10 protein-coding genes and 2 pseudogenes are annotated in these 12472 nt (G+C 33.5%); 5 read left to right on the top strand and 7 right to left on the bottom strand.

The window, feature by feature from the left end:
- The first annotated feature begins 18 nt into the window (after positions 1-18).
- A complete protein-coding gene (locus QE431_RS05500) occupies positions 19-414 on the top strand; it encodes a GreA/GreB family elongation factor (protein ID WP_307293564.1) in 396 nt (131 codons plus the stop codon).
- Positions 415-522: 108 nt separating this feature from the next.
- On the opposite strand, the gene QE431_RS05495 is transcribed toward QE431_RS05500, so the two are convergent.
- The 7 genes and pseudogenes from QE431_RS05495 to QE431_RS05465 all read right to left on the bottom strand — a co-directional run bounded on the left by QE431_RS05495 (position 523) and on the right by QE431_RS05465 (position 5959).
- The gene (locus QE431_RS05495; protein ID WP_057119869.1) at positions 523-846 is read right to left on the bottom strand and encodes a c-type cytochrome; all 324 of its coding nucleotides are present in this window, start codon (positions 844-846) and stop codon (positions 523-525) included.
- A gap of 91 nt (positions 847-937) precedes the next feature.
- Complete coding sequence (locus QE431_RS05490; RefSeq protein ID WP_057119186.1) at positions 938-1870, bottom strand: peptidylprolyl isomerase; 933 nt, start codon at positions 1868-1870, stop codon at positions 938-940.
- 67 nt (positions 1871-1937) lie between these two features.
- Positions 1938-3111 (bottom strand): annotated as a pseudogene (locus tag QE431_RS05485) (MFS transporter).
- A 170-nt stretch (positions 3112-3281) separates the two neighbouring features.
- Positions 3282-3629 (bottom strand): cupin domain-containing protein, encoded by a 348-nt coding sequence (locus QE431_RS05480; RefSeq protein ID WP_307293559.1) that lies wholly within the window; start codon positions 3627-3629, stop codon positions 3282-3284.
- 48 nt (positions 3630-3677) lie between these two features.
- A complete protein-coding gene (locus QE431_RS05475) occupies positions 3678-4550 on the bottom strand; it encodes a sugar phosphate isomerase/epimerase (protein ID WP_307293556.1) in 873 nt (290 codons plus the stop codon).
- Positions 4551-4570: 20 nt separating this feature from the next.
- Complete coding sequence (locus QE431_RS05470; RefSeq protein WP_307293552.1) at positions 4571-5491, bottom strand: archaemetzincin; 921 nt, start codon at positions 5489-5491, stop codon at positions 4571-4573.
- Positions 5492-5596: 105 nt separating this feature from the next.
- The gene (locus QE431_RS05465) at positions 5597-5959 is read right to left on the bottom strand and encodes a hypothetical protein (RefSeq protein ID WP_307293549.1); all 363 of its coding nucleotides are present in this window, start codon (positions 5957-5959) and stop codon (positions 5597-5599) included.
- A 272-nt stretch (positions 5960-6231) separates the two neighbouring features.
- On the opposite strand from QE431_RS05465, the gene trmD reads away from it, so the two are divergent.
- From trmD to QE431_RS05445, 4 genes and pseudogenes are all read left to right on the top strand, one after another.
- Positions 6232-6906: a tRNA (guanosine(37)-N1)-methyltransferase TrmD gene (trmD, locus tag QE431_RS05460; protein ID WP_281867786.1), complete on the top strand. Its 675-nt coding sequence runs from the start codon at positions 6232-6234 to the stop codon at positions 6904-6906.
- Positions 6907-7080: 174 nt separating this feature from the next.
- Positions 7081-7431, top strand: coding sequence for a 50S ribosomal protein L19 (gene rplS, locus QE431_RS05455; RefSeq protein WP_057119870.1), 351 nt, complete (start codon positions 7081-7083; stop codon positions 7429-7431).
- Positions 7432-7711: 280 nt separating this feature from the next.
- Positions 7712-9932 (top strand): annotated as a pseudogene (locus tag QE431_RS05450) (NADP-dependent isocitrate dehydrogenase).
- A gap of 149 nt (positions 9933-10081) precedes the next feature.
- Positions 10082-12463 (top strand): TonB-dependent receptor, encoded by a 2382-nt coding sequence (locus QE431_RS05445; RefSeq protein WP_307293543.1) that lies wholly within the window; start codon positions 10082-10084, stop codon positions 12461-12463.
- The last annotated feature ends 9 nt before the right edge of the window (positions 12464-12472 follow it).

Genomic DNA, 12472 nt, shown 5'->3' with positions numbered 1-12472 from the left:
AATAAATTCAATATAGATATGAAACCAACACCCACTTTCTGTAAATCAGATTATCAATTTTTAAGAGAATTGATTTTAAAAAGTAAAAATTCAACAAATACTAAAGAAGCCAATCAACTTTCGCAAGAATTAGATCGTGCTGTTATAAGCAAAGAAAGCGAACTTGACAGTACCGTTATCAGGATCAATTCTTTTGTAACGATTGAAGATGTAAAAGCCAATAAACAAATGAAAATTCAAATCGTTTTACCTTCTGCTGCAGATGTAAAGCAATCTAAGATCTCAATTCTAGCTCCTTTAAGTGTTGCTATTATTGGTTTTAAAGAAAATGACGAAGTAGATTGGGAATTACCGGCAGGTATAAAAACTTTAAAAGTAATTGCTGTAGATAATTCGGCTGTACATCATTCTTAACTTTTTAAACACCTCATTATGTGAAGGTGTTTTTTTATATCTAATTGAAAACAAAAAAACGATTCAATAAATCATTGAATCGTTTTTTTTTATTTTTTGAAATACGAATTACAATTGAGAATCAATAAAATTAGTTATTGAAGCCATTTGCATATCATCAAGTTTCGCCTTTTTCTGCATTCTTACTAAAATTGGTTTCCACTCTTCTTTGCTAAATTGTTTTGGTTCGTACCATTTATGACATTTTGCACAATTGTTATCATACAATTGCTTTCCTTGTGCCAAAGCTGGATCTCCAAATACAAGATCTTTAGCAGATACTTCCTTTGAAGGAGGTGGTGGAGGTGGCGGAGGAGCTTCAGCCATTGATTGTTTAGCACCACACGCTACTAAAACTAAAACCGTTCCTGCCAAAATTAAAATTTTTCTCATTATAATGTTTTTTAGTAAATATAAAAAAAATCCCATACGCCACAGCGCATGGGATTATTATTTAAAACAATAGTAAATTGCTTCTAAAGTCTTATTTTACGTCCATTAATTCAACGTCAAAAATCAAGGTTGCGTTTGGCGGAATAACTCCTCCTGCACCTGATGGTCCGTATCCTAAATCAGATGGAATTACAAAACGAGCTTTGTCTCCAACTTGTAATAAAGCAATACCTTCGTCCCATCCTTCAATAACTTGTCCAATTCCTAATTTGAATTCGATTGGTTTTTTACGCGGGTAAGATGAATCAAAAACTTTTCCGTTTTCTAAAGATCCTTCGTAGTGAACAGAAACTGTTTTTCCAGCTTCAGCTCTCTTACCATCACCTTTTTGAATCATTTTGTAACGTAAACCGCTTTCTGTTTTATCAAAACCAGCAGCTAATTGTTCCATTTTTGCTTCAGATTCTGCTTTTAAAGCTGCTTCACGTTTTAGACGAGCACCTTTTAAACCAATAAAAGCTTCGATAGCATTCCATTTTTGAGCTTCTTCACCAACTCTGATGATTTCTACTGAATCCAGATTATCACCTTGAGCTACAGCGTCAACGATGTCTTGTCCTTCAACAACATAACCAAAAACACTGTGTTTTCCATCTAACCAAGGAGTTGGAACGTGAGTAATAAAAAATTGAGAACCATTGCTTCCAGGTCCAGAGTTTGCCATAGATAAAACTCCTGGGCGATCGTGTTTTAAAGTTGGGTGAAATTCATCATCAAATTTATAACCTGGATCTCCAGTTCCAGTTCCTTTAGGACATCCACCTTGAATCATGAAATCAGCAATTACTCTGTGGAATGTTAATCCGTCGTAGAATTTTTGTCCTTGAGGTTTAACTTTATTTTCCATATTACCTTCTGCAAGAGCTACAAAGTTCCCTACAGTTCCAGGTGTTAAATCGTGTGTTAGTTTTACTAAAATCGAACCTTTGCTAGTGTTGAATTTAGCGTATATTCCGTTTTCCATGTTGTTATTTTTAATTTGAACGCAAATTTACAAATTAATTTTTTAATCAATTTGTGCTTTTGCTTTTTTAGTCCCGACGTTTCGGGGTCGATTTATAAGTCAGTCCATAAACTGCCAATGAAATTAACGATAAAACCATACAGCCAATAGCGACAGCATGCCATCCTCCTAATTTCCATAATAATAATCCATATGCAGATCCTGCAGCAGTTCCTAAGAAACTGAAAGACATAAATACGGTATTCAATCTATTTCTAGCTTCTGGCAGAAGTGAATAAACTCTTGTTTGGTTTGAAATATGAACACCTTGGATTCCTATATCAATAAACACAATTCCAATCGCAATTCCGATTACACTTTCTATTGAAAAATAAAAAACCAAAAAGCTTATCAAGATCAGTAAACATCCATAACCCACTGCAATTCTTGAATTTCCTTTATCTCCAAGTTTACCAACCAAAGGCGCTGCCAATGCTCCAGATGCACCGACAATTCCGAATAATCCAATTGTCGCACTATTAAAGTGAAAAGGTTCTCCAGATAGCAGTAAAACCATTGTCGTCCAGAAAGCTCCAAACTGAGCAAAACTAAAAACATTAATTGCTGTTGCCTCACGCAAAACCGGCTGCGTTTTTATAAGTGTAAATAAGGATTTAATTAATTGGCCGTAAGTTCCTTGAAACTGTGGTTTATTAACTGGAAATTTACTTTGAATTACAAAAAAGATCAAAAGACAAATTCCTGCCGCGATATAAAACATTGATCTCCAACCTAGAACCTCTCCAATAAAACCGCTTAAAGTTCGCGAAAGCAAAATTCCAACCAAAAGACCACTCATAATTGTTCCAACAACTTTTCCGCGTTGTTCGGGAGCGCTCAAAGAAGCTGCTAAAGGCAGAATAAGCTGTGGTACAATAGATGTGATTCCGATTAGTAATGAAGCAATTTGTAAAATCAGAAAACTTTTTGCCGTTGCTGCAATCAATAATGCAATTACAGATGCAAAAGTGGTCATTAAAATTCTGCCTTTTTCTTTCTATTTTATCGCCAAGAGGAACCATAAAAAACAATCCAATAGCATAACCGGCCTGAGTTAAATAAGTTATGGTTCCGGCGCTGGCTTCTGGAATTTTAAATTCGTTGGCAATTAAAACAATCAAAGGCTGGCAGTAGTAAAGATTTGCAACTATAAGACCAGTGCAAACTGCCATAAAAAGTACATTTGTTTTAGATAAATTCATGCTGCAAAAATACCATCAATATTTATAATTAAAGTTATTTTTTGATAAAATCTGTCTAAATCTGCGTGTTCGCGATATCAAATCCGTTTAATCAGCGTCAATTTTTAAGACACAAATGATTCAGATTCACTATCGCGAAAACGCTCATACTTATTGATTTTCTATTTAATCTATTTCAAGAAATCTTCTCTCGCTGGGCCAAAAACATCGGTAAGCATACCGCTTTCCAAACAAACCACTCCATGCACTGCGTGAGGCGGAATGTAAAAACTATCGCCTTCTTTTAAAGTTTCTGTTACGCCATTTATTGTAACATCAAATTTACCGCTTGCCACATAAGTGACTTGTGTATGGTAATGATCATGCAAAACACCAATTCCTCCAGTTTCAAAATGCACATTTACGAGCATTACTCTATCATCATAAGCTAGGATTTTGCGTTTGATTCCTTCACCAACTACTTCCCATTCAATGTCATCTCCTTTTATAAATTCTTTGCTTGTTCCTATGTTCTGCATAACTTTAAAATTGATTTTTTACAAAAATAAGCATTTTAACGAGTTGTTTTAAAGCAATTTTTCGGAAATGAAATCACAGCTTTTCTTAATAGAATCAAAAGAATTTACGGCAAAATTATTTTCTTGTTCCACAAAAAAATGAACCATTCCAGATTGTTTTACTGCTGCAAACAATGGCTTAAAATCTATAGTTCCGTTACCAACTTCAGTATTTAAATCATTATTATTTTTATCCTTGTCTTTTACGTGCCACATTTTAAAACGTCCAGGATTTTCTTTAAATAACTTTAGAGGATCATTTCCAGAATGAATTACCCAGTATAAATCTAGTTCAAAATAAACTAAATCTTTATCGGTTTCATTTAATAAGATTTCAAAACCAGTAGCTCCATCATGTTTTTGAAATTCAAAATCATGGTTATGATAAGCCAGTTTCAAACCTTCTTTTTTGCACATTACAGCTGCTTCATTTACTCGGGCAGCGATCTTTTTATAATCTTTTATATTTCTTCTAAAAGGCTCATCGACCCATGGGATGGTTAAAAATTCACTTTTTAGATTTTTTGCAGCTTCTATTGAAGCTACTAGTTCTTCGGTATTTCCATCGTATAAAAAGCTCCCTAAATTATAATGGCCGCTTACTGCTTTCAGGCCGTTATCATCTAAAATCTTTTTCAATTCTTTTGGCGTTAATCCCCAAAACTGATCTTTAATAGAAAAACCATATGTTTCGACAGTTGTAAATCCTGCTTTCGCTACTTTTTCTAAAGTTGCTTTTACATCTTTCGGAAGCTCTTCACGAAGTGTATACAATTGTAAACCTATTTCTTTTTTATTCATAGAAAATGCGAATGACGGCGAAGCCAGAACTGCTGTTGCAGCCAGACCCGTATTAATTATAAAATTTCTTCTAGTAATCATTTTTTAGTAAATCCAAATAATTATAAATTGTTTTTTGTTGAAACAGCTTCAGCATCCTTTTTCATTGCCAAAAATTCGGGAGTCATATTATTTCGTTTAAAATAATCCTCTAAATCTGCCAGCCTCTTCCTGTCATCGTATTTTATACAAGAACTTAATTTTTGCTGACAGACAGAACATAATCGTATAGATTGTTTGTCTGTTTCGCTCATGCTGTTAGATCCATTCATTACACAATCGGCATTGATACAATGATGTAATCCAAACATATGACCTATTTCATGAGAACTTATTTTGAGTAATCGAGACAAACAAACATTAAAATTTTCAGAAGTCAGTTCTCCATCCTGCAGTCTGTAAATTGAACTCACACCAACTTTGTCGCGGTAAGAAGCCAAACCAAAAACATAGTTCCATTCTGGTTTAGGATATAGATCAAGTTCTGAAAGTCCCATTAACGCAATTCTATTTGCAGGTTTTTCTTTCTTTAATACATCATCTAAAAGATAACCAGCCAATAATTGTTCGTGCCCAAACATCATTCTTCTTGCAGAATTTGGCACTACATCATTTGAAATGGGTTCTAGAGTTTTTGTTTTTAATTGAAAGAATATTGCTAAATATTCATTTAATAATTCAATTTGTTTCTTTTGTAAAGAATTAAAATTCCCAATTGGTCGTATATAAATAATATTTTCATCCTTTGTCGGAACGATATGTTTAGATAAAAAGTATTGTTCAAAAGTTTGTCCTTTTTCTTTGCGGGAAAACAGCCAATCCCCATAAACAGGTTTTCCTAGTTTGACATCATTACCTTTGATCTGCGTAAAATATAATGCTGCTTTAGGAATATCTTTTCGGATCTCTTTTGCAGTATTTTTTAGTTTTTCCTTATTACAAGAACATAATAATATAAAAACAATAATAGCTATTTTTTTCATATACTTTTTGCTAAATATATTCAAAAAACAGCTACAATTTAAGTCAAATAAAAAATATTTTAACAATTTGATTCACCGTTAAAATATTTCAATTTTAGAATACCATCACTTCGAAGTTAACAATTTCATCCCTTCCATTTTTTGTGAGTCAAGAGCTTGAGGTGGGTAATTCTGTTTCTCTTGTCTTGTTGATGTAACTTTACCTTCTTTATTTACATATATATAATTGTAAGTCCAATAATTTTGACCAGCTCTTCTTGAACCGTCAGAATTATCTTCATTCGTAAAAACCTGGTCCGCATATACAAGAATTTGTCCATCTTGATTATCAGCCAAAGTCCGCACAGGAGTTCCCCAACTTTTTATCAATTTCGCTTTGGTTTCTCCAACAGAATTATTCATTGCGTTTTTCGAACTTGAGCATGAAAGCTGCAAAAGTATTGCGGTAAACAGTATTAATTTTTTCATATAGATACGTTTTTGGAATTTGTAAAACTTTAATTATATAATTAGGTAGTGTAATGGTACTTAAAATTACAAAATAAAAAATTACACAATTACATTTTAGTGTTATATAATTATTACATAACGAATTAAAAAGCAATAAGTTGTAGTATAAATATTTCTACTCAACACTAATAATGAGTTCATATTTAAAAACATTTCTAAGGATTTGAATTTTGTTTTTTTATTGCCAAATATTAACTTGTATCTTTGCAGTCTAGAATAACTACAGAAAAATGCGAATTGACATTATTACACTTTTACCAGAATTATTAAGAAGTCCATTTGAGGCTTCGATTATGAAACGTGCCATTGACAAAGGTTTAGTTGAAGTACATTTTCATAATCTGCGTGACTATAGCACGAATAAACAGAAAAGTGTAGACGATTATCCGTTTGGGGGCGGTGCTGGAATGGTAATGACAATTCAGCCAATTGATGATTGTATCACCCATTTAAAAAGTCAGCGTGAGTATGATGAAATAATTTATATGTCGCCTGATGGTGAAACTTTAAATCAAAAAATGGCCAATAAAATGTCTATGTACGAAAACATTATCATTTTATGCGGGCATTATAAAGGTGTTGACCAAAGAGTTAGAGATCATTTTATTACTAAAGAAATTTCGATTGGTGATTATGTTTTATCAGGAGGAGAATTAGGAGCTTTGGTTTTATCTGATGCTTTAATTCGATTAATTCCTGGTGTATTGAGCGACGAAACCTCAGCATTAACAGACAGCTTTCAAGATAATTTACTTTCTGGACCTATATATACAAGACCTGCTGATTATAAAGGATGGAAAGTTCCAGAAGTTTTAACTAGCGGCCATTTTGCCAAAATCGATAAATGGCGTGAAGATATGGCGTATGAACACACTAAAAACAGGCGACCAGATTTATTAGAATAAATTTGAAACTCAAAAAATCCCAAATCCCAAATAATCAGTTCGTTAAAAAATTTGAATTTGGAATTTTATTTCTTGGATTTTTATTTTTTTAATTTATCTTTGCACCCGAATTAGACTAACCTCTGGCGAAATCCGTGAATGTTACTCTATCTAAACTATAATAATAAAATTATCATGGCAGATTTATTAAAATTCGTTCAAAACGAATTCGTTGCTAAAAAAGATTTCCCTGAATTTGGAGCTGGAGACACAATCACAGTTTTCTACGAAATTAAAGAGGGTGAAAAAACTAGAACTCAGTTTTTTAAAGGAGTTGTAATTCAAAGAAGAGGTTCTGGTAACACAGAAACTTTTACTATTCGTAAAATGTCTGGAGCTATTGGAGTTGAGCGTATCTTCCCAGTAAACTTACCAGCTTTACAAAAAATCGAAATCAACAAGAAAGGTGCTGTACGTAGAGCTAGAATTTTCTACTTCAGACAACTTACTGGTAAAAAAGCTAAGATTAAAGATAAAAGAAGATAATCATTTATCGAATTGTTATAAAAAACTCGTTTCATATTATTTGAAACGAGTTTTTTTTATGTTCTATTTTCATCACTATCAAAACTGTAATTTTTTAATATCAAAATCATCAATTTAGCAATTTAAGGAGCTCGAATTAACAATCTGTTAATTTCTCCTTTTCTCAGGAAAACTCAACCGTTTTCGTTGTGATTTTATTATATTTGCTCCGCTCATTTTGAGCCGAATATATCTTTTACATCGTTAACTCCTGACGATACGATTATAAAAAAAAAAGAAAATGAATAAATCAAAAATTTTTTACACCTTAACTGATGAGGCGCCGTTATTGGCAACTTACTCTTTGTTACCAATTGTTCAAGCTTTTACAGCAACAGCTGGAATTGAAATCGAAACCAGAGATATTTCGCTGGCAGGAAGAATTTTATCAAACTTCCCAGATTCTTTGACAGATGCTCAAAAAACTGGAGATGCATTGGCAGAATTAGGCCAATTAGCAACTCAGCCAGAAGCAAACATTATTAAATTACCTAACATTTCAGCATCCGTACCTCAATTAAAAGCGGCTATTGCTGAATTACAATCTCACGGATATAATGTGCCAAATTTCCCAGAAGATCCTCAAAACGATGCTGAAAAGGAAATTAAAGCAAAATATGCAAAAGTTTTAGGTTCTGCTGTAAACCCAGTTTTACGTGAAGGAAACTCTGACCGTAGAGCTCCAAGAGCAGTTAAAAACTTCGCAAAAGCAAACCCTCATTCAATGGGTGCTTGGTCTGCTGACTCAAAAACTAAAGTTGCTTCTATGCCAAACGGTGATTTTTACGGAAGTGAAAAATCATTGACTGTTGCAGATGCAAATGATGTTAAAATCGAATTTGTTGCAAAAGACGGAACAACTACTGTTTTAAAAGCAATCACTCCGCTAAAAGCAGGCGAAATTATTGACAGCTCTGTTTTAAGTGTAAAAAAATTAAAAGAATTTGCTGCTAATGCAATTGCTGAAGCAAAAAAAGAAGGTGTTTTACTTTCTGTGCATTTAAAAGCTACAATGATGAAAGTTTCTGATCCAATTATCTTTGGCGCTATCGTTGAAGTATATTTTGCAGATCTTTTCAAAAAATACGAAACTTTATTTGCTGAGTTAAATGTGGATACTAAAAATGGTTTAGGTGATATCTATGCTAAAATTGCTGGAAGACCTGAGCAAGCTGAAGTTGAAGCTGACATTACTAAAGCGATCGAAAACGGACCAGCTTTGGCAATGGTTAATTCTGATAAAGGAATTACAAACTTACACGTTCCTTCTGATGTAATTGTTGATGCTTCTATGCCGGCAATGATTCGTACTTCTGGACAAATGTGGAACAAAGATGGTAAAGCGCAAGATACAATTGCTGTTATTCCAGACCGTTCTTACGCCGGAGTTTATACTGCAACAATCGATTTCTGTAAAAAACCACGGTGCTTTTGATCCTAAAACAATGGGAAGTGTTCCTAACGTCGGATTAATGGCTCAAAAAGCTGAAGAATACGGATCTCACGATAAAACTTTCCAAATGAAAGCTGACGGAGTTGTTCGTGTGGTAGATGCAAACGGAAATGTTTTAATGGAACAAAACGTTGAAACAAACGATATCTTCAGAATGTGTCAGGCAAAAGATGCTCCTATTCAGGACTGGGTTAAACTGGCTGTAAACAGAGCTCGTTTATCTAGTACGCCTGCTGTTTTTTGGTTAGACGAAAACAGAGCACATGATAGAGAATTGATCGTAAAAGTTCAAAAGTACCTTAAAGATTACGATACTACAAACTTAGATATCCGTATTTTAAACCCAGTTGCTGCCACTGAATTTACTTTAGACAGAATCATCAAAGGTTTAGATACTATTTCTGTAACAGGAAACGTGTTACGTGATTACTTAACAGATTTATTCCCAATTTTAGAATTAGGAACTTCAGCAAAAATGTTATCTATCGTTCCATTAATGAATGGCGGTGGATTGTTCGAAACTGGTGCTGGAGGTTCTGCTCCTAAACACGTTGAGCAATTTACAGAAGAAGGATATTTACGTTGGGATTCATTAGGAGAATTTTTAGCTCTTGGTGCTTCATTAGAGCATTTAGGACAAACTTTAGATAATTCTAAAGCAATTGTTTTAGCTGAAACTCTTGACGAAGCAAACGATAAGTTCTTAGCAAACGATAAATCTCCTGCTCGTAAAGTTGGACAAATTGACAACCGTGGTTCTCATTTCTATTTAGCATTCTATTGGGCTCAAGCTTTGGCTGCTCAAAACAAAGATGCTGAATTGAAAGCAATCTTTACTCCAATTGCTGCTGATTTTGAAGCTAACGAAGCAAAAATCGATGCAGAATTAATTGGTGCTCAAGGAAAACCTCAAACTCTTGGCGGTTATTACCAGCCAACTCCTGAGTTAGTAAGTAAAGCAATGCGTCCGAGCGAAACATTCAACGCTATTATTGCAAAAATTAAATAATTGTCAAAATGTACTAATAGTGCATTTTTCAATGATATTAAAAAGGACAACTCAAAAAGTTGTCCTTTTTTTATCTTAACTTATGTTTAACAAAAGTTCCGCTAGAATTTAAGTAAGAATTGTTAACTATGTATATCAAAATCAATGTAATGATTACAAAAAATACCGGCGCATTTTTTCTTTTTATTTTAACGATTTTCACATCCTTTTCACAGGAACGATTCACTTTAAGCGGTACTGTCAGCGACAGCAAAAACAACGAAACTTTAATTGGAGTAAATATTTATATTCCAACTCTTAAAATTGGAACCACAACAAACGAATACGGATTTTATTCTATTTCTATCCCAAAAGGAGAATACGAAATTGAGATTAGCTATGTTGGCTACCAAACCATTCAAAAAAATATCCTTTTAAATCAGAATACCAAAAATAACTTTTCTATCAGCGAAAACGGTGAAGAACTTCAAGAAGTTGTCATTACAGATAACAGAAGCAAAATCAACATCAAATCGCCAGAAATGAGCGCCAATAAACTTTCTATTGCCACTATAAAAAAAATGCCGGTTGTTTTAGGAGAAGTCGATGTACTTAAATCTATCTTATTACTTCCAGGCGTTACAAATGCCGGAGAAGGCGCTTCTGGATTTAATGTCCGCGGAGGCGGCGCAGATCAAAACTTGATTCTTTTAGACGAAGCCACAATATTTAATTCATCGCATGTTTTCGGCTTCTTTTCTGTTTTTAATCCCGATGCAATCAAAGATTTAAAATTGTATAAAGGGGGAATTCCTGCACGTTACGGCGGAAGAGCTTCTTCTGTTTTAGATATTTACCAAAAAGACGGAAGCAGTAAAGATTTCCACATGAACGGCGGTATCGGATTAATTTCAAGCCGTATACTTGCCGAAGGTCCCATTGTAAAAGACAAAGGCTCTTTTTTAATTGGAGGAAGAGCTTCTTATGCTCATTTATTTTTAAAACTTTCCGAAGATGACAAAAATAATGCTGCTTATTTTTACGATTTAAACACCAAATTAAGTTATAAACTCAACGATAATAACAGTTTATATTTATCAGGTTATTTTGGCCGTGATGTTTTCAGTTTGAATAAAAGTTTCACCAATATATACGGAAATTCGATCTTGAATTTAAGATGGAATCATTTATATTCTGATAAATTATTTTCAAATCTCTCTTTGATTTACAGCGATTACTACTACGGATTAGATCTTGATTTTGTAGGTTTTAAATGGGATTCTGGAATTAAAAATTATAACATCAAATACGATTTCAAACATTATCTTTCGGATAAATTAAAACTTAATTATGGCTTAAACGCAACTTATTATGAGTTTAATCCAGGAACCATAAAACCAAGCAGCACAGATTCTGGAATTAACCCCGATCAATTAGACAAAAAATATGCTTTTGAACCATCTGTTTATCTAGATGCGGAAAGTCAGCTTTCAAATAAAATTACTGTTGCTTACGGATTACGCTACAGCCTTTTTTTTAGATTAGGTTCCTCAACTATTAATTATTATGACAATGATCAAGCAGTCGTTTTTAATAGCGATATTCAGATTTACGAAAAAGGAACACCGACTTCTACACGATATTTTGGCAAAAATAAAGTGATAAAAGATTATAATAATTTTGAACCTAGATTTTCAGTTTCTTACCAATTAAACGATGATCAAGCCATAAAAGCAAGTTACAATCGTATGGCACAGTATCTTCAATTAATTTCAAATACCTCATCTCCTACTCCATTAGATGTATGGATGCCAAGTGACAAGTATATTAGACCTCAGCTTGCAGATCAAGTTGCATTAGGCTATTTTAGAAATATCAGCAGCGGAGCATATTCATTTGAAGTTGAAACCTATTACAAGGAAGTTAAAAATAGACTCGATTATATTGATGGAGCCGACTTAATTGCTAATGATGCTATTGAACAAGTAATTTTAAATGGCCGTATGAGGGCTTATGGTTTAGAAATTATGGTTAAGAAAAATACAGGCAAGTTTAATGGATGGGTTTCTTATACATTGTCAAAATCAGAACAGCAGACTCCTGGCAGAACACCAGAAGAAATTGGAATTAATAACGGAAAATGGTACGCTTCGGCTTATGACAAAACACATAACTTAGCTATTACGTCGGCTTATAATTTAAATGAAAAATGGTCATTTGGAGCTAATTTTGCATTGCAGTCTGGACAGCCGGTTACGTATCCGAATGGACAATACGAATATTTAGGAATTACCGTTCCAAGCTACGGATTACGTAACGAAAACCGACTTCCTGCTTATCATCATTTGGATATTTCTGCGACTTTAACTCCAAGAAAAAATAAGGATAGGAATTGGAAAGGCGAATGGGTTTTCAGTATTTACAATCTCTATAATCGTATGAATGCTGCGTCTATAAATTTTAGACAAAATGTAGACACTGGTGATAACGAAGCTGTTAAAACATCCATTTTTGGAATTGTACCAGCCGTTAGTTATAATTTTAAGTTCTAAAAATACTTT

Origin of the sequence: Flavobacterium sp. SORGH_AS_0622, assembly GCF_030818825.1 — a bacterium.
GTDB lineage: Bacteria > Bacteroidota > Bacteroidia > Flavobacteriales > Flavobacteriaceae > Flavobacterium.
Note: the sequence above shows the minus strand (reverse complement) of the source record. Positions and strands in the feature narration are given on the sequence as shown.